Here is a 17,460-nt window from a genome sequence, read left to right as displayed (position 1 = left end):
TCGACCTATCGTCCACATACATAGACATTGGCCGCGATGATCAATCTCAACGACCTGCGCTTCTTCGTCGTCGCCGTGACCCATGGCGGTTTTGCCGCCGCGGGGCGGGCGCTGGGGGTGCCCAAGTCCACGGTCAGCAAGCGCGTGGCCGAGCTGGAGCAGGCCCTGCAGGCGCGGCTGCTCTACCGCAGTTCGCGCAGCTTCACGCTGACCGATGCCGGCCGCGACTTCTACGATCACGCGCATGCCGCGCTGATCGAAGCCGAGGCTGCGCAAGAGGCGGTGCAGCGGCGCGTGGCCGAGCCCAGCGGCACGGTGCGGATCACCGCCGCGGTGCCCACCGCGCAGCGCTACCTGGCGCCGCACCTGCCGGCGCTGGCGCGCGCCTATCCGCGCCTGCACGTGCAGCTGGAGGTGTCCGACCGCATGGTCGACCTGGTGCAGGAAGGCTTCGATATCGCGGTGCGCAGCCATTTCGCGCCGCTGCCGGACTCCGGCCTGGTGCAACGCCAGCTTGCCGTCGAGGACATCGTGCTGGTGGCGTCGCCCGGCTACCTGGCCGGGCGCGGCACGCCGGACGTACCCGCGCAGCTGTCCGGCCACGATGGGCTGCTGACCGGGGCCGCCGCGGGCACGTGGCGCCTGTGGGGTCCGCAGGGGGCGCGCGCGGAAGCCAGCCCGGTGCCCCGCATGACCGTGAACGAATCCACGGTGCTGCTCGGCGCGGCGATCGCGGGACTGGGCATCGTGCCGCTGCCGCACGAGCTGTGCCGCGCGGCGCTGGCGGCCCGGCAACTCGAGCGCGTGCTGCCGCAGTGGACCGCCGGCAGCGTGACCAGCACGCTGCTGCTGCCGGCGCGGCGCGGGCAGTTGCCCGGGGTGCGGGCCACCGTCGACTTCCTCGCGCAATGCCTGGCGCCGGGCGGTGCCGGCACGGCCATGCCGCAATGAAAAAGCCCCGCATCGCTGCGGGGCCTGGCGGGCTTGCCTGAGACTGCCGCTGGGGCAGCCTTATTTCTTCTTCTCGAACTCGAACTGCGGCGCGGCCGATTCGCTTTCCGCCGGCGGCTGCGTCGGCAGTTCGAGCGAGCCGGACTCGGCCGGCGCGGAACCCGGGCCCGGAATCGACAAGCTCGGTGCAGCGGGTTTGGGGCTGCCGCCTTCCAGGTCGATGTTCAGGTCCCGCGTGATGCTGCGGTCCTGGGCCTTCTGCGTGCCGGTGCTGACCAGGCCGGGGAAGACGATGATCAGTGCCACCATCACCAGCTGGATCACCACGAACGGCACCGCGCCCCAGTAGATTTCCGAGGTCTTGACTTCGCGCGGCGCCACCGAGCGCAGGTAGAACAGCGAGAAGCCGAACGGCGGGTGCATGAACGAGGTCTGCATGTTCACCGCCAGCAGCACGCCGAACCAGATCAGGTCGATGCCGAGCTTGTCCGCCACCGGCCCCACCAGCGGCACCAGGATAAAGGCCAGCTCGAAGAAGTCCAGGAAGAACGCCAGCAGGAAGAACAACACGTTCACCGCCACCAGGAAGCCGGTCTGCCCGCCGGGCAGCGCGGTCAGCAGGTGCTCGACCCAGATGTGGCCGTCGACGCCGTAGAACGTCAGCGAAAACACGCGCGCGCCGATCAGGATGAAGATCACGAAGGCCGACAGCTTGAGCGTGGCTTCCATGGCCTGCCTGGTCAGGCCCAGGTCGAGGCGGCGCTTGAGCAAGGCCAGGATCAGGGCGCCGAGCGCGCCCATGCCGCCGCCTTCGGTCGGCGTGGCCACGCCGATAAAGATGGTGCCGAGCACCAGGAAGATCAGCGCCAGCGGCGGGATCAGCACGAAGGTGACCTTCTCCGCCATCTGCGACAGCAGGCCGAGCTTCAGCGTCTTGTTGATCACGGCCAGCACGAAGGCAAACAGGATCGCCGCGCCCACCGAGATCACCAGGCGTTCGTCCAGCGGCGCCTCGGGCTTGTAGAACATGTCCACCAGCACGCCCACTGCCACCGCCAGCGCGGTCAGCACCAGCACCGAGGTGGCGCCGCTCTTGCCGCTGGGCTCGCGGAAGGTGCGCGCCTCGAGCGGCAGCGCCGGCGCGGCGGCCGGCTTGATGATCGTGACCATCAGCACATAGAGCATGTACAGGCCGGTCAGCACCAGGCCCGGCACGAACGCGCCCTTGTACATGTCGCCCACCGAGCGGCCGAGCTGGTCGGCCAGCACGATCAGCACCAGCGACGGCGGGATGATCTGCGCCAGCGTGCCCGACGCAGCGATCACGCCCGAGGCCAGCCGCTTGTCATACTTGTACTTCAGCATCAGCGGCAGCGAGATCAGCCCCATCGAGATCACCGAGGCCGCCACTACGCCGGTGGTCGCCGCCAGCAGCGCGCCGACGAAGATCACCGCGTAGGCCAGGCCGCCGCGGATCGGGCCGAACAGCTGCCCGATGGTGTCGAGCAGGTCCTCGGCCATGCCGGAGCGTTCCAGGATCAGGCCCATGAAGGTGAAGAACGGGATCGCCAGCAGCGTATCGTTCTCGATGATGCCGAACAGCCGGCTCGGCAGCGCCTGCAGCAGTTCGGGCGGCAGCATCCCCAGCTCGATGCCGATGAAGGCGAACAGCAGCCCGTTGGCGGCCAGCGCAAAGGCGATCGGGAAGCCCGACAGCAGGAATACCACCAGCGAGGCGAACATGATCGGTGCCATGTTCGCAATCAGGAATTGCGTCATCGTGCGCGCCTCTTATCGTTTTTCAGACGCGGTGGTCTGGTTGGCCTGCGCGATCGCGGCGATCTCCAGCGCCGGGTCGACCGCGTGCTTGCGGAAGGCCGAGAACGGCAGATCCCCCTTCAGGTAGGCGAAGCGCTTGATCAGCTCCGACAGGCCCTGCAGGATCATCAGGGCAAAGCCCGCCACGATCAGGAACTTGGCCGGCCAGCGGATCAGGCCGCCGGCATTGCCGGACATTTCATGGCCGGCGTAGGACAGCCAGAAGTAGGGGATCGACAGCCACAGAATGATGAGCGAGATCGGCAGCAGGAAGAACAGGATGCCGAAGATATCGATCCAGACCTGGGTGCGCTCGGAGAAGCGGCCGGCGATCACGTCGATGCGCACATGCTCGTCGCGGCGCAGGGTGTACGGGGCGCCGAGCAGGAACACGCCGGCGAACATATACCACTGCAGTTCAAGCCAGGCGTTGGAACTGATGCTGAAGGTGTAGCGAATGATGGCGTTGCCTGCGCAGACCAGCACGGCCAGCAGGACCAGCCATTTCGCCCACTGCCCGATGAAAGCATTCACGGCGTCGATAAGCCGCGAGATCCTCATGAGGGAAGACATGTGATCGTCCTAGGGATTGGGGGATACAGGGGGTGGCGCGTTAGTCTACGGCGTCGGCGGCCCCGCATCTTTAGGGTGAATCCCCAGTGCATCACATTTTCCGGCGAATTTGCACCGGATATGTGCAGATTCGCCGGTCATCCCACGCCGATTCGATATTCCCGGATGAGAAATCGACGCGCGGACGTGTCCGCTTCATGCAATCTGCAACAGTTGTCGGCGCGCCGGCAGCAAGAAAAGAAAAACGGGAGCTTGCGCTCCCGTTGTGGCTTGCCGGGCTACCCGGCCACCGGGGCAGGACGGTCAGCCGTTCAGCGCCTGGCGGGCCGCAGCGATGGCGGCGCGCACCTGGTCCGGCGCGGTGCCGCCGATATGGTTGCGCGCCGCGACCGAGCCTTCCAGCGTCAGTACCGCGTGCACGTCGTCGCCGATCAGCGCGGCCTGGTCACCCAGGCCGGAGACCTCGCGCAGCTCCGCCACGGTCAGGTCGGCAAGGTCGCACTGGCGGCCGTCGCAGGCGCGCACGGCGTGGGCCACGGCCTCATGCGCGTCGCGGAAGGGCAGGCCCTTCTTCACCAGGTAGTCGGCCAGATCGGTGGCGGTGGCATAGCCTTGCAGCGCGGCGGCGCGCATCGCTTCGGGCTTGACGCTGATGCCCGGCACCATGTCGGCGAAGATGCGCAGCGTGTCGACCACGGTATCGACCGTGTCGAACAGCGGCTCCTTGTCTTCCTGGTTGTCCTTGTTGTACGCCAGCGGCTGGCCCTTCATCAGCGTCAGCAGGCCGATCAGGTGGCCGTTGACGCGGCCGGTCTTGCCGCGCGCCAGTTCGGGCACGTCCGGGTTCTTCTTCTGCGGCATGATCGAGCTGCCGGTGCAGAAGCGGTCAGCGATGTCGATAAAGCCCACGCGCGGGCTCATCCACAGCACCAGCTCTTCCGAGAAGCGCGACACGTGGGTCATCACCAGCGCCGCGGCGGCGCAGAATTCGATGGCGAAGTCGCGGTCCGAGACCGCATCCAGCGAGTTGCGGCAGACGCCGTCGAAGCCCAGTTGCTGCGCCACGAACTCGCGGTCGATCGGGTAGCTGGTGCCGGCCAGCGCGGCGGCGCCCAGCGGCAGGCGGTTGACGCGCTTGCGGCAGTCGGCCATGCGCTCGGCATCGCGCGTGAACATCTCGTTGTACGCCAGCAGGTGGTGGCCGAAGGTGACCGGCTGCGCCACCTGCAGGTGGGTGAAGCCAGGCAGGATGGTATCGGCGTTCTGCTCGGCCAGGTCCAGCAGCGAGGTGCGCAGCGCGCCCAGCAGCGCGATGATGTTGTCGATCTCGCTGCGCAGCCACAGGCGGATGTCGGTCGCGACCTGGTCGTTGCGCGAGCGGCCGGTGTGCAGGCGCTTGCCGGCATCGCCCACCAGCGCGGTCAGGCGCGCCTCGATGTTCAGATGGACGTCTTCCAGGTCCAGCTTCCATTCAAAGCTGCCGGCCTCGATCTCGCTCCGGATCTGCGCCATGCCGCGCTCGATCTCGGCGCGGTCGGCCTCGGCGATGATGCCCTGCTTCGCCAGCATGGCCGCGTGGGCCAGCGAGCCCTGGATGTCGAACAGGGCCAGGCGCTTGTCGAAGAACACCGAGGCGGTGTAGCGCTTCACCAGGTCGGACATCGGTTCGGAGAAGCGGGCGGACCAGGCTTCGCCTTTCTTGGCAAGTTGGGAGTTGGACATGGACGTCGGCTGCAGTGGCTCGCGCGGCAGGCGGCCGGCGTGCGGACGGCGGCGGGCGCGAAAAATTGGGAAACGGCGATTATATCGCCCGGCGGCACGCTGGCGGTGCGGGCCGCGACGGCGGGGCGGTGCTCAGGGCCGGCTGTGGATCACGGGCCCCTTGAACACCACCGGACCGGTGGGCCCGTCCGCACTCGGCGAGCCGCCCGCCGGTTCGATACTGACGGCCAGCGCAGGCACCGCGGTTGGCGGCTGCGCCAGCGCCAGCCGCGCTTGCGGCACGCGGCCAATCAGGCCCAGGGATTGCGGCTTGCCGCCTGCCGGCACCGCCCACAGTTGCAATACCTGCTGATCATGCAGCTTCAGGTGATCCAGCCGGCGCACCAAAAGGTCCCCGCTGCCTGCATCCCATGACACCAGCATGGCCGGCTGCGCGCGGTCGTCGTTGAGTATGGCGATGACGTCAGCGGAGGCCGCGTCGCGCTGGCCCGCCAGCTGCATGCCGATGCCGATGGCCAGCACCGCCACCACCGCCATCGCCGCCGCGGCGCCGCGCCAGAACACCGGCGCCGACCAGAGGCGCTGCCACCAGCCGCCGGCGCCGGGCCCAGCCGCGCGGGGTACGGTGGACGAGCTGCGCGCCTCGGCCGCCTTCCAGCCCAGCCTTTCCTCGATCCCGCACCAGACCTTGTCGACCGGCTCGGCCGCCGCCTGCAATTCGGCCACGCCGGCAAGGCGCGCCTGCCAGCGGTGGATCGCCGCGCGCACCGCCGGCTCCTCATGCGCCAGCCGCTCCAGGCGCCGGCGCGCTCCGCCGCGCAGCACGCCCAGCGCATACTGGGCGGCGATCCGGTCGAGCAGGTCGGGGTGGCTGGCCAGCTTCATGCCGCGCCCTCCATGCAGCTGCGCAGTCGCTCCAGCCCGCGCCGGATCCAGGACTTGACCGTGCCCAGCGGCGCGCGCAGGCGTTCGGCCAGTTCGGCATGGCTCAGGTCCTGCAGGTAAGCCAGCATGATGGCCTGGCGCTGGGGCTGCTCCAGCCGCTGCAGGCAGCGGTTGAGCGCGCGCGCCTGCTGGCTGGCCTCGGCCAGCTCGGCGGGTCCGGCCGCGTCGTCGGCCAGCCATTCGGCCAGGTCTTGCTCCAGCTCGGCGGTCTGCGGCACGCGCGCCGCCGCCGCCCGGCGCAGGCAGTCGAGCGCGCGGTTGCGCACGATCGCGGTCATCCACGTCATCGGCGCGCCCAGTTGCGGCCGGTAGTCGCCGGCGTGGTGCCAGATGCTGACAAAACTCTCCTGCACGACATCCTCCGCCCAATCGCGCCTGCCGGTAATACGCAGCGCAAGGCCAAACAGTTTCGTCGCGGTGAGGTCGTAGAGCGCGCGTAGCGCCTGGCGCTCGCCCACGGCGACGGCCTGCAGCAGTCCCTCCAGCCGGTCGGGGCTGGCGGGCGCGGCATAGGACGGCTGCGTGGAGGGCGGCACCGGAACGGATCCTTGCAAGGAGGCTTTGCCGGATTATAGGTAGCACCGTATCCAAACGCGCATCCAAACGCCCGGCCACTGCGTAGATGCTGACAGGCGCAAGCCAAGGTACCCCGTCCCAGGGGCACCACGTTGTCATCCCTCACAGGAGCACATCATGGACCGCATGTCACAAAAGCCCGCGCGCGAGCCCGCCACCATCGTCACGCCGCCTGACGCGCGCCGGCGCGGGCTGCTCAAGGCGCCCGGCCTGTTCGCGCTCGGCTCGCTGGCCGTCATCACGCTGGGCGAATCGATGCTGGCGTGGGCGCAGGCGCAATCGGGCAGCACCAAGGACGACATCAATATCCTCAACACCGCGCTGGGGCTGGAATACCAGGCGATCGCCGCCTATCAGATCGGTGCCGAAAGCGGGCTGCTGCAGAAACCGGTGCTGGCCACCGCGGTCAAGTTCCAGGACCACCACAAGGCCCATGCGCAGGTGCTGGCGGGGACGGTGTCGAAGCTCGGCGGCACGCCGGTGGTGGCAAAGAAGGCGTCGGCCTATGAGTTCCCGACAGACAAGCTAAAGACGCAGGCCGACGTGCTGCGCTTTGCGGCCGGGCTGGAGAAGGGCGCCACTTCGGCTTACCTGGGCGTGCTGCCGAACTTTTACAACCGCGAGCTGACGCGCGCGGCCGGCAGCATCCTCGGCGACGAGGCGATGCACTGGGCGGTGCTGCTGCACGCGCTGGGTGAGGATCCGGTGCCGGGGGCGTTTGTCGGCTGAGGCGTGCCAGCCTTGCCGATGGTTGGCTCCCCTCTCCCATAAATGGGAGAGGGGAGCCAACCGGCAGCCCTCTCAAGCGCAAAAGGACAATCAACCCGTATTGCGCAACCCCGCCGCCACCCCATTGATGGTCAGGTGAATCCCGCGCCGTACGCGGATGTCATCGCCATCCTTGCCCGAACGGAAGCGCTTGAGCAACTCCACCTGCAAGTGGTTGAGCGGATCGAGATACGCAAAGCGGTTCTTGATCGAGCGCGCCAGCAGCGGGTTGTCCGCCAGCCGCTCCTGGTGGCCGGTGATCAGTGCCAGCATGTCGCAGGTCAGGTGCCATTCCTTGCTGATGCGGTTGAACACGTTGCGGCGCAGCGCGGCGTCGTCGCACAGCTGGGCGTAGCGCGAGGCCACGGCCAGGTCAGTCTTGGCCAGCACCATGTCCATGTTGGACAGCAGCGTCGAGAAGAACGGCCAGGTCTTGACCATGCGCCGCAGCGTGGTGACGGCCTGCTTGCGCGCCTTGTCGTCGGGCGCGCTGTCCAGCAGCGAGCGCACCGCGCTGCCGAAGCCGTACCAGCCCGGCAGCAGCAGGCGGCACTGGCCCCACGAGAAGCCCCACGGGATCGCGCGCAGGTCTTCGATGCGGCGGTTCTTCTTGTCCATCAGCTTGCGCGAGGCCGGGCGCGAACCCAGGTTCAGGTCGGCGATCTCGGTGATCGGCGTGGTGGCGAAGAAGTAGTCCTTGAAGCCGGGGGTCTCGTAGACCAGGTCGCGGTAGGCAGTGAAGGCGCGGTCCGACAATTGCTGCATTACGGCCTCGAAGGTGTCCAGGTCCTTCGGCGCGTTCTGCTGCGGCAGCAGCGAGGCCTCCAGCGTTGCGGCGACCACTGTTTCGAGGTTGCGGCGGCCGATCTCGGCGTTGGCGAACTTGCTGTTGATGATCTCGCCCTGCTCGGTCAGGCGGATCTGGCCGTTGACCGTGCCCGGCGGCTGCGACAGGATGGCCTGGTAGGTCGGGCCGCCGCCGCGGCCGACGGTGCCGCCGCGGCCGTGGAACAGGCGCAGCTTGACGTTGCGCTGCTCGAACAGCTGCACCAGTTCCAGCTCGGCCTTGTACAGCTCCCAGGTCGAGGTCAGGAAGCCGCCGTCCTTGTTCGAGTCCGAGTAACCGAGCATCACCTCCTGCTCGACCCCATGGTGGGCAATCACCGCGTCGAAGCCCGGCAGGTCCAGCAGCGACTGCATGATGCCGGCGGCGTTGCGCAAGTCTTCGATGGTCTCGAACAGCGGGATCACCATCAGTTCCATGCGCGCCGGGTCGGTCTTGCTGCCCAGCGTGCCCTGCAGCATGCCGGATTCCTTCTGCAGCAGCATCACCTCGACCAGGTCCGACAGCGTCTCGGTGTGCGAGATGATGTAGTTGCGCGCGACGCGCTTGCCAAAGCGCGCACGCAGCTCGCGCGCGGCGGCGAAGATCGCCAGTTCCTTGCGGGTCTGCTCCGAGTACTGGTGCCACGGCAGCGTCAGCAGGCGCGGCTGGCGCAGTTCGGCCAGCAGCAGTTCCAGCTTGCGTTGTTCGGGTAGCGCGGCATAGTCGGGGGCGATGCCGGCGGCGGCGAACAGTTCGGCGATGACCGCCTCGTGCACGTCCGAGACCTGGCGCATGTCGACCGAGGCCAGGTGGAAGCCGAACACGGCGATGGCGCGCGCCAGCGCGTCGATGCGGTGGCTGGCCAGCGCCTGGCCGTGGTGCGCGCGCAAGGAATCGATCACGACCTGGATGTCGGCGCCGAAGGCCTCGGCGCTGGCATAGGGCTCGGCCGGCGCCACCGGGCGGCGGGTCGCGGCATGGCCGGTCAGCGTCTTGCAGGTGGCGGCCAGGCGGGCGTAGATGCCGATCAGCGCGCGCCGGTAGGGCTCGTCGGCGCGATGCTCCGAATGGTCGGGCGAGCGCTCGGCCAGCGCCAGCAGTTCCGGGCTGGCGTCGACCATCAGCATCGACATCGACAGCTCGGCGCCGAGCGCGTGGACTTCGTCGAGGTACCAGTCCAGGATCAGCTGGGCCTGCTGGCTGGCGGCGTGCTCCAGGGTTTCGGCGGTCACGTTGGGGTTGCCGTCGCGGTCGCCGCCGATCCAGGAGCCCATCTGCAGGAACGGCGCGAGCGGCACCGCCTGCGTGCCAGGGGCGCCGCTCGCGCCCTTGCGCTTGCGCGTGGCCGGGAACACCGCGGCGATGTCTTCCTCCAGCTCGCTCATCAGCTGCGGGATGCCGCGCAGGAAGGTGGTGCGGTAGTACGACAGCGCGTTCTCGATCTCGTCGGCCACGGTCAGGCGCGCGTCGCGCAGCATGCGGGTTTGCCACAGCGTGGTGACCTTGGCGCGCAGCTGGGCGGTGTTGTGCTCGCGCTCACGCGCGGTCATCGGCAGGTCGCGCTCGGCCAGCAGGCGGGCGATCTCGCGTTCGGCGTCGAGGATGCTCTTGCGCTGGACTTCGGTCGGGTGCGCGGTCAGCACCGGCACGATCAGCGCCTCGTCCAGGAACTTGCGCAGCTGCTTGCCGGTGACGCCGGCGGCGTCGATCTTTTCCAGCGCATGCTGCAGGCTGCCGTCCTGCGGCGGCGAGCCGGCCAGCGCGTGGACGCGGCGGCGGCGGTTGTGGTGCTGATCCTCGGCAATATTGGCCAGGTGCGAGAAATAGCTGAAGGCGCGCACCACCTGGTTGGTCTGGTCGCGCGACAGGCGCTTGAGCAGCCGGTCCAGCTCGGCGCCGGCGGCGCGGTCGTTCTCGCGGCGGAAGCGCACCGCGGTCTGGCGGATGGTCTCCACCACCTCGAAGGCGGCGTCGCCCTCCTGCTCGCGCAGGCAGTCGCCCAGCAGGCGGCCCAGGAAGCGGATGTCCTCGCGTAGGGGCACGTCCTTGTCGGGAGTGCGGCGGGCGGGGGCGGCGGCGATGGTGGTTCCGTTGCTCGACACGATCGAAAGCCTGGGCTTGGGGGAGCGCGTGGCTGCGCGGGGGGCAGGGCGGGGCGGTTTGGCGCTGGGGGCGCCGCTTGCGCCGGTTGCGTCACCTTTGGCGGCGGCCGAATCCTTGGCGGCCGCAGCGGTCTTCCGACCATTGGGCCGCGCAGCATGCTGCGTCATGCAATCTCCTCTTGCTTCTCTAAGCTTATCTAATGGTGCGGAGGGGCGATTGGGGCGCGTGCTACCATTGACGCATGTCGTCCGCCACCCCGTCTTCCGCTACCGCTGTCGTGTCTCGCAACCTTCCGCAAAAGCTCGTCATTGCCTCCCGAGAGAGCCGTCTGGCGCTGTGGCAGGCAGAACATGTGCGTGCTGCATTGCAACAATACTATCCCGCGTGCGACGTGTCCATTCTTGGCATGACCACGCGCGGAGACCAGATTCTAGACCGTACGCTGTCGAAAGTCGGCGGCAAGGGTCTGTTTGTCAAAGAACTGGAGTTCGCGATGGACGAAGGCCGGGCCGACCTCGCAGTGCATTCGCTCAAGGATGTGCCGATGGAGCTGCCCCCGGGCTTCACCTTGGCCGCGGTGATGGAGCGCGAAGACCCGCGCGACGCGCTGGTGTCGTCGGCTTATGCGTCGCTCGACGAGATGCCGGCCGGCACCGTGGTCGGCACTTCCAGCCTGCGCCGGGAGGCCGCGCTGCGCAGCCGCTATCCGCACCTGGTGGTCAAGCCGCTGCGCGGCAACCTCGACACGCGACTGGGCAAGCTCGATCGCGGCGAATATGGCGCCATCATTCTGGCCGCCGCAGGCCTGAAGCGGCTAGGCCTGGGCGAACGCATCCGCGCGCTGATCCCGGTCGAGGCGTCGCTGCCGGCCGCGGGGCAGGGCGCGCTGGGCATCGAGACCCTTTCCACCCGCCCCGAAATGACCGAATGGCTGGCGCCGCTGAACCACCAGCCGACCGCGCTGGCGGTGACCGCCGAGCGCGCCGTGTCGCGCCGGCTAGGTGGCTCCTGCCAGGTCCCGCTGGCAGCTCACGCGCGCTGGGACGGCGACCAGCTGCGGCTGGAAGCTTTTGTCGCCTTGCCCGATGGCAGCCGTGCCATCCGCGCCGCGGCGGCCGGACCGGCTGCCGACCCGGCTGCCGCCGAAGCGCTGGGCCACGCTTGCGCCAGCGACCTGATGGCGCAGGGCGCCGAGTCGATCCTCGCCGCGCTGGCCGATTCAGGCGACGCTGCTTCCCCATCTCCCGCCTGAGGCTGCCCGATGCCCCGCCCGACCGTCGTTGTCACACGACCCGCCGGGCAGTCCCGGCAACTGACCGAGGCCCTGCAGGGCGCCGGTCTGGATGTACTCAGCTTCCCGCTGCTGGCAATCGGCCCGGCCGCTGACGACGCGCCGCTGCGCGCGGCGCTGGCGCGGCTGGACACGTTTGCGCTGGTGGTGTTCGTCAGTCCCAATGCCATCGCCTTTGCGCTGGAAGCGCTCGCCGGCGTACAGGGCTCGGCCGTGGCCCGCTGGCCGGCGCAGGTCGCGGTGGCCGTGGTCGGCCCCGCCAGCGTCGCCGCGCTGGCCGAGCGCGGCATCGCCGCACCGGCGTATCGCGTGATCGCGCCCGCCGGCGCCAATGCCAACGCGGCGGGACATGACGATACGGTCCCCGATGCCGACGCGCTGCGCTTTGATTCCGAGGCGCTGTGGGGGCAGCTCGATGCCGCCGCGCTGGCCGGCAAGCCGGTGCTGATCATCCGCGGTAACGGCGGGCGCGACTGGCTCGGCGACCGCCTGCGCGAGGCCGGTGCCCAGGTCGAGGCCGTCGAGGCCTACCAGCGCACGCTGCCGGAACCGACTGCGATGCAATGGCAGGCCGTGCGCGACAACCTGCGTCCCGGCGCCGCCCCGCACGTCTGGCTGCTAACCAGTTCCGAGGCGGTGCGCAACCTCGACGTGCTGGCACGGCAGCATCTGTCGCCCCAGGAAGACGCTTCCCTGCGGCAGGTGCAGTGCATCGCGCCCCATGCGAGAATCGCCGAACAGGCGCTGGCGCTGGGCTTCGCCCATATCCAGCGCGCCGCGCCAGGCGATGCCGGCCTGCTGGCGGCGTGCCTGCAGTGGGCCGATGCTTATGCTGGCCCCGCGCCATCGAGCCTGCCGGCGCCGTCCGCGCCGGTGGCCACCAAGCCGGTCGAAGCAACGCCACCGGCCACCAGCGCGCCTGCCGCAGTCCCTGCAATGTCAACGAAGGTCGAACGCGTGACGCAAGAAACCACGTCCTCCTCCGCTACGCCGCCGCCCGGCGCGGCCTCTGTCCACACGGCGCAGTCCGCGCAAGCGGTGCCGCCGCAAGGCGCCGGCCACGCCGGCGCTGCCCGTCCCGCCGCGCGCCGCTCCGCCGCGCTATGGGCGCTGGTCGCCGTGCTGGTGGTGGCGACCGCCGGCGGCTTCTGGTGGCTGCAGCAGCGTGTCGACCACCTGACCGGCGAGCTGGCGCGCCGCCAGCAAAGCAACGACGCGCTGGTGCAGGAGTCGCGCGTGCTGACGCGCAACGCGCAGGACACCGTCAAGGAACTGCAGGCCAAGGTCGGCGCGCTGGAGAACCAGGTCGGCGAGACCCGCGACAAGCAGGTGGCGCTGGAACAGGTCTACCAGGACCTGATGCGCAACCGCGACGACTGGGAAATCGCCGAGATCCAGCAGTTGCTGACCAGCGCCGGCCAGCAGCTGCAGCTGACCGGCAACGTGCAGGTCGCGCTGGCCGCGCTGCAGAGCGCCGACGCCCGCCTGGCGCGCACCGACAAGCCGCAATACAACCTGCTGCGCCGGGCCATCGCGCGCGACGTGGCGCGCATGAAGGCAGTGCCCGACACCGACCTGACCGGCGCCGCGATCAAGCTGGACGAAGCCATCAACCAGGTCGACGCGCTGCCGCTGCTGTCGAGCGAGCGCATGCTCGAGCGCAGCGAGGCCGATGCCCGCAAGGGTGCCGCCGCCAATAACGGCAATGGCGCCAGCGCGCCGGCCGCCGCCAACGGCACCGGCCCGGGCTGGTTCACCCGCTTCTGGGACTACCTGCGCGAAGAACTTGCGCAGGTGATCCGCATCCGCAAGGTCGACGATGCCGAGGCGCTGCTGCTGTCGGGCGACCAGGGCTGGTTCCTGCGCGAGAACGTCAAGCTGCGCCTGCTCAATGCGCGCCTGGCGCTGCTGTCGCGCAACGAGCCCGTGTTCCGCAACGACCTGGCCGCGGCGCAGGCGATGATCAGCCGCTATTTCGATACCAAGTCGCGCCGCGTGCAGGGTGTGCTGACGCTGCTGCGCCAGGCCCAGGCCGGCGCGGTCTCGGTGCAGCTGCCGACCATGGCCGAAAGCCTGGGCGCGCTGCAAGCCCTGAAGAAGGAGTAAGCCCATGCGCCTTCTGTTCTGGGTTGCGGTCCTGTTTGGCGGCGCCGTCGGGCTGGCCCTGTTCACGCAGTTCAACCACAGCAATGTAGTGCTGTTCTATCCGCCGTATCGCGTCGAGCTGTCGCTGAACCTGGCGCTGGCCTTGCTGCTGCTGATCTTCTTCGTGGTCTGGACGGTGATGTCCACCATTCGACATCTGGCCGAGATGCCGCGCCGCGCCGCCGCCTATCGCGAGCGCAGCCGCATGAGCAAGGCCCAGGCGGCACTGCGCGAGTCGATCGAAAACCTGTTCGCCGGCCGTTTCGCCCGCGCCGAGCGCGCCGCGCGCGAGGCCCAGTCATGGGACGACCAGGCCCAGACCGCGGCGCTGATCGGCGCGCGCGCCGCCCACCGGATGCAGGAAACCGAGCGGCGCGACGCCTGGATGGCACAGGTGACCGACCCCGAGCGCGAGCAGGCACGGCTGGTGTCGATGGCCGAGCTGCTGGTCGATGCCCGCGACGCCGACGGAGCGCTGGAGACCATCGCCCAGCTGCAGTCGCAGGGCGCGCGCCAGATCCACGTGCAGCGCATCGCGCTGCGCGCGCACCAGCATTTGAAGAACTGGACCGAGGTGCTGCGCCTGGCGCGCTCGCTGGAAAAGCGCAACGCGCTGCATCCGGTGCTGGCGCTGCGGCTCAAGCAGATGGCGGTCGAAGCCATGCTGGAAGAGCGCCGCCACGATGCCGACGCGCTGTCCGAGTTCTGGCGCTCGCTGTCCGCCGACGAGCGCCGCGCCACCCGCATCGCCGAACCGGCGGCGCGCTACTTCGCGGCGCTGGGCCGGCAGAACGAGGCGCGCCGCATCATCGAAGACGCGCTCAAGGTCAACTGGGACAGCCGCCTGGTGCTGCGCTATGCCGATTGCGCCGTGCCCGGCCATGCGCTGCCGCAGATCCAGCAGGCCGAGAAATGGCTGGCCGCGCATCCCGCCGACGCCGACCTCTACTACACCCTGGGCGTGCTATGCCTGGGCGAGAAGCTGTGGGGCAAGGCCCAGTCCAGCTTCGAGCGCGCGCTCAAGTATGCCGACCCCGACCAGCAGCGCCGCCTGCGCGTGCGCACGCACCTGGCGCTGGCGCGGCTGTTCGAGGAAACCGAGCGCTTCGAAGACGCGCAGCGCCACTATCGCGAAAGCGCGATGCTGGCCGCCTGAGCGGCACGGCGGCCGGCGCGTTCAGTCCTCCGCGCCGGCGCCATTCACCTCCGGCTTCACCACCTGCTTCACCGCTTCATAGCGCCGCAGCGTTTGCTGGCGCGCCACGTCGTGCTGCACCAGCGGGCGAGGGTAGTTGTCGCCCAGGCGCACGCCGGCCTCGGCCAGCACGGATTCCGGCGCGGTCCACGGCGCGTGCAGATACTTGTCCGGCAATGCAGCCAGTTGCGGCAGGTATTTGCGGATAAAGCGGCCCTGCGGATCAAACTTCTGCGACTGCGTCACCGGATTGAAGATGCGAAACCACGGCTGCGCGTCGCAGCCGGTGGAGGCGGCCCACTGCCAGCCGCCGTTGTTGGCGGCCAGGTCGAAGTCATTGAGCTGGTCGGCAAAATACTGCTCGCCGCGGCGCCAGTCGACGCCAAGGTCCTTCACCAGGAAGCTGGCCGTGACCATGCGCAAGCGATTGTGCATATAGCCGCTTTGCCGGATCTGCAGCATCGCCGCGTCGATCAGCGGATAGCCGGTGGCGGCGTCGCACCAGGCGCGGAAATAGCGTTCGCCGGTGTCGCCATCCTGCCAGCGGATCGCGTCATAGGCCGGGTGGAACGACGCGCCGGCGGCGACGCGCGCATGGTGGTGCAGGATCATGAAGTAGAAATCGCGCCAGATCAGCTCCGACAGCCACACCGCGGCGCCCGCGCTGTCGGCGCCGCCGCGCAGCATGGCTGTGTGCGCCGTGCGTGCCAGCGTGCGGATCGAGATGGTGCCGAAGCGCAAGTGCACCGACAGGTAGCTGGGACCGCGCAGGGCAGGGTAGTCGCGCCGGCGGCCGTAGTCGCCCATGCGCTCGGTGAATTCCTCGAACAAGGCCTGCGCACCGGATGCGCCGGATGGCATTGCGATCTCGGCGAGGTTGCTGGCGTCAAAACCGAGCTGCGCGAGCGTCGGCACTGGCTGGCGGTAGGTGACGGGCACCGGGGCCAGCGCCTGCAAGTACGGGTCGACCGGATAGGGGCGCAGGTCGAACGGCTCCACGCTCCTGAGCCAGGCGTTCTTGTACGGCGTGAACACCGAGAACGGCTTGCCCTGGCCGTTCAGGATCTCGTCGCGCTCGAAGACTGTCTGGTCCTTGAAGGTAAAGAGCGCGCAGGCCTGCGCCGACAGCGCCTGGCGCACGGCTTCGTCGCGGGCGTTCGCGGCGGGCTCGTAGTCGTGGTTGGCGAAGACCGCTTCGACGTCCAGGACGCGCGCCAGCGCCGGGATAGCGCTCTGCGCGCGGTCGTGCAGCACGATCAGGCCGCCGCCGGCCGCGGCCAGTGTCTCGTCCAGTTCCACCAGCGTTTGCCGGATGAACTCGATCCGCCGATCGGCCCGCAAACCGCGCGCAAGCAGCGGCTCGAGGATGTCGCGGTCGAACACGAACACGCACCACACCTGCTGGCAGTGCCGCAAGGCATAATGCAGCGCCGCGTGGTCGGTGGTGCGCAAGTCGCGCCGGAACCAGACCAGCCCGCGCGCAAAGGTCTTGCCGATCCGGTACGGTGGCCGGGACGTAGCCGGGTTGGCTGCTGCCTGCATCTTCGCTTGCCTGTCTGACGGGTTTGCCGGGGCTGGACCTTTGCGGAACGCCGGGTCGATCGCGCCGATACCCTAACATAGCGGTACAAGAGCCGGCACGCCGGCCCGCCATCCTTATTCTCTACAGAAGCTCATGACTCTCGACCGTATTCTTCAATCCCAGGGCTTTGGCACGCGCCGGTACTGCGGCGACCTGATCGCCGCCGGGCTGGTCGAGGTCAACGGCGAGCTGTGCGAAGACCCGCGCGCGCAGTTCGACGTGGACGGCCTGCGCCTGACCGTCGACGGCGAGGAGTGGGTGGCCTGTGCCAAGGCCTACCTGATGCTGAACAAGCCCGCCGGCTATGAATGCTCGCAGCGCCCGCGCCATCACCCCAGCGTCTACAACCTGCTGCCCGTGCCGCTGCGCCAGCGCGAGGTGCAGGCGGTGGGGCGGCTCGACCACGACACCACCGGCCTGCTGCTGCTGACCGACGATGGCCAGTTCATCCACGCCCAGACCTCGCCCAAGCGCAAGGTGCCAAAGGTCTATGAAGTGACCACCGCCGAGCCGGTCACCGCCGAGCAGGCCGAGGCGCTGCGCAGCGGCGTCCAGCTGCTGGACGAACCGGCGCCGATCGCGGCGGAAGCCTGCGAGATCACCGGCGAACGCAGCCTGCGGCTGACGCTGGTGCAAGGCAAGTACCACCAGGTCAAGCGCATGGTCGTGGCCGCCGGCAACCACGTCGACGCGCTGCATCGCAGCGCCATCGGTCCCGTGCAGCTGGATCCGGCCCTGGCCGAAGGCGAGTGGCGCTGGCTGACGGCGCAGGAACTGGCTGCGCTGAGCGGCAAGGAATGAGCCACCAAGGTATCAAACACCACTGTCATTCCCGCGCAGGCGGGAATCCAGTGACTTTTGAAGACGCTGGGTTCCCGCCTGCGCGGGAACGACGGTGGTTAACTGAACGGCATTCAGCCGCTGGCGCGCCGCTTGCTGCACTGCAAGGCCCGCCAATCTTTTCC

The 17,460-nt window shown here is 69.0% G+C and carries 13 protein-coding genes; 6 read left to right on the top strand and 7 right to left on the bottom strand.

Annotated features, from left to right (window positions below):
• Window positions 1–36 precede the first annotated feature (36 nt).
• Window positions 37–951 (top strand): LysR substrate-binding domain-containing protein, encoded by a 915-nt coding sequence (locus tag ACEI37_RS23325; protein WP_373378346.1) that lies wholly within the window; start codon window positions 37–39, stop codon window positions 949–951.
• 60 nt (window positions 952–1,011) lie between these two features.
• On the opposite strand, the gene ACEI37_RS23320 is transcribed toward ACEI37_RS23325, so the two are convergent.
• The 5 genes from ACEI37_RS23320 to ACEI37_RS23300 form a co-directional block, all read right to left on the bottom strand.
• Window positions 1,012–2,730, bottom strand: a complete 1,719-nt coding sequence (locus ACEI37_RS23320) for a TRAP transporter large permease subunit (RefSeq protein WP_373378345.1) — start codon at window positions 2,728–2,730, stop codon at window positions 1,012–1,014.
• Between the two features lie 12 nt (window positions 2,731–2,742).
• Window positions 2,743–3,342, bottom strand: a complete 600-nt coding sequence (locus tag ACEI37_RS23315) for a TRAP transporter small permease subunit (RefSeq protein ID WP_373378344.1) — start codon at window positions 3,340–3,342, stop codon at window positions 2,743–2,745.
• A 303-nt stretch (window positions 3,343–3,645) separates the two neighbouring features.
• Entirely contained in the window at window positions 3,646–5,064 is a 1,419-nt protein-coding gene (gene argH, locus ACEI37_RS23310) for an argininosuccinate lyase (protein ID WP_373378343.1), read from the bottom strand.
• 132 nt (window positions 5,065–5,196) lie between these two features.
• Window positions 5,197–5,949, bottom strand: coding sequence for an anti-sigma factor domain-containing protein (locus ACEI37_RS23305; protein WP_373378342.1), 753 nt, complete (start codon window positions 5,947–5,949; stop codon window positions 5,197–5,199).
• Entirely contained in the window at window positions 5,946–6,545 is a 600-nt protein-coding gene (locus ACEI37_RS23300; protein ID WP_373380308.1) for a sigma-70 family RNA polymerase sigma factor, read from the bottom strand. Before ACEI37_RS23300 ends, ACEI37_RS23305 begins: the two co-directional genes overlap by 4 nt.
• Window positions 6,546–6,702: 157 nt before the next feature.
• Between ACEI37_RS23300 and ACEI37_RS23295 the strand changes: the two genes are divergently transcribed.
• Window positions 6,703–7,314, top strand: coding sequence for a ferritin-like domain-containing protein (locus ACEI37_RS23295; protein ID WP_373378341.1), 612 nt, complete (start codon window positions 6,703–6,705; stop codon window positions 7,312–7,314).
• Window positions 7,315–7,404: 90 nt separating this feature from the next.
• Here ACEI37_RS23295 and ppc read toward each other — a convergent pair whose 3' ends face one another.
• Window positions 7,405–10,449 carry a phosphoenolpyruvate carboxylase gene (gene ppc / locus ACEI37_RS23290; protein WP_373378340.1) on the bottom strand — a complete coding sequence of 1,015 codons (3,045 nt, stop codon included), beginning with the start codon at window positions 10,447–10,449 and terminating at the stop codon, window positions 7,405–7,407.
• Between the two features lie 74 nt (window positions 10,450–10,523).
• On the opposite strand from ppc, the gene hemC reads away from it, so the two are divergent.
• From hemC to ACEI37_RS23275, 3 genes are read left to right on the top strand one after another with little or no spacing between them, the layout of a single operon-like run.
• Complete coding sequence (hemC, locus tag ACEI37_RS23285; protein WP_373378339.1) at window positions 10,524–11,534, top strand: hydroxymethylbilane synthase; 1,011 nt, start codon at window positions 10,524–10,526, stop codon at window positions 11,532–11,534.
• 9 nt (window positions 11,535–11,543) lie between these two features.
• Window positions 11,544–13,679, top strand: coding sequence for a fused uroporphyrinogen-III synthase HemD/membrane protein HemX (hemDX, locus tag ACEI37_RS23280; protein WP_373378338.1), 2,136 nt, complete (start codon window positions 11,544–11,546; stop codon window positions 13,677–13,679).
• Between the two features lie 4 nt (window positions 13,680–13,683).
• The gene (locus ACEI37_RS23275) at window positions 13,684–14,874 is read left to right on the top strand and encodes a heme biosynthesis protein HemY (protein WP_373378337.1); all 1,191 of its coding nucleotides are present in this window, start codon (window positions 13,684–13,686) and stop codon (window positions 14,872–14,874) included.
• A gap of 21 nt (window positions 14,875–14,895) precedes the next feature.
• Here ACEI37_RS23275 and ACEI37_RS23270 read toward each other — a convergent pair whose 3' ends face one another.
• Window positions 14,896–16,455 carry a deoxyribodipyrimidine photo-lyase gene (locus ACEI37_RS23270; RefSeq protein ID WP_373378336.1) on the bottom strand — a complete coding sequence of 520 codons (1,560 nt, stop codon included), beginning with the start codon at window positions 16,453–16,455 and terminating at the stop codon, window positions 14,896–14,898.
• A 133-nt stretch (window positions 16,456–16,588) separates the two neighbouring features.
• On the opposite strand from ACEI37_RS23270, the gene ACEI37_RS23265 reads away from it, so the two are divergent.
• Window positions 16,589–17,296 carry a pseudouridine synthase gene (locus tag ACEI37_RS23265; protein WP_373378335.1) on the top strand — a complete coding sequence of 236 codons (708 nt, stop codon included), beginning with the start codon at window positions 16,589–16,591 and terminating at the stop codon, window positions 17,294–17,296.
• Window positions 17,297–17,460: the final 164 nt, after the last annotated feature.

The sequence above is a fragment of the Cupriavidus nantongensis genome (assembly GCF_041726985.1).
Classification (GTDB): Bacteria; Pseudomonadota; Gammaproteobacteria; order Burkholderiales; family Burkholderiaceae; genus Cupriavidus; species Cupriavidus nantongensis_A.
Note: the sequence above shows the minus strand (reverse complement) of the source record. Positions and strands in the feature narration are given on the sequence as shown.

Bases quoted from the DNA above. Each gene is read 5' to 3' on its own strand.
- ACEI37_RS23320 (WP_373378345.1), bottom strand. From the start codon at position 2,730: ATGACGCAATTCCTGATTGCGAACATGGCACCGATCATGTTCGCCTCG.
- argH (WP_373378343.1), bottom strand. From the start codon at position 5,064: ATGTCCAACTCCCAACTTGCCAAGAAAGGCGAAGCCTGGTCCGCCCGC.
- ACEI37_RS23315 (WP_373378344.1), bottom strand. From the start codon at position 3,342: ATGTCTTCCCTCATGAGGATCTCGCGGCTTATCGACGCCGTGAATGCT.
- hemDX (WP_373378338.1), top strand. From the start codon at position 11,544: ATGCCCCGCCCGACCGTCGTTGTCACACGACCCGCCGGGCAGTCCCGG.
- ACEI37_RS23275 (WP_373378337.1), top strand. From the start codon at position 13,684: ATGCGCCTTCTGTTCTGGGTTGCGGTCCTGTTTGGCGGCGCCGTCGGG.
- ppc (WP_373378340.1), bottom strand. From the start codon at position 10,449: ATGACGCAGCATGCTGCGCGGCCCAATGGTCGGAAGACCGCTGCGGCC.
- ACEI37_RS23305 (WP_373378342.1), bottom strand. From the start codon at position 5,949: ATGAAGCTGGCCAGCCACCCCGACCTGCTCGACCGGATCGCCGCCCAG.
- ACEI37_RS23295 (WP_373378341.1), top strand. From the start codon at position 6,703: ATGGACCGCATGTCACAAAAGCCCGCGCGCGAGCCCGCCACCATCGTC.
- ACEI37_RS23265 (WP_373378335.1), top strand. From the start codon at position 16,589: ATGACTCTCGACCGTATTCTTCAATCCCAGGGCTTTGGCACGCGCCGG.
- hemC (WP_373378339.1), top strand. From the start codon at position 10,524: ATGTCGTCCGCCACCCCGTCTTCCGCTACCGCTGTCGTGTCTCGCAAC.
- ACEI37_RS23325 (WP_373378346.1), top strand. From the start codon at position 37: ATGATCAATCTCAACGACCTGCGCTTCTTCGTCGTCGCCGTGACCCAT.
- ACEI37_RS23270 (WP_373378336.1), bottom strand. From the start codon at position 16,455: ATGCAGGCAGCAGCCAACCCGGCTACGTCCCGGCCACCGTACCGGATC.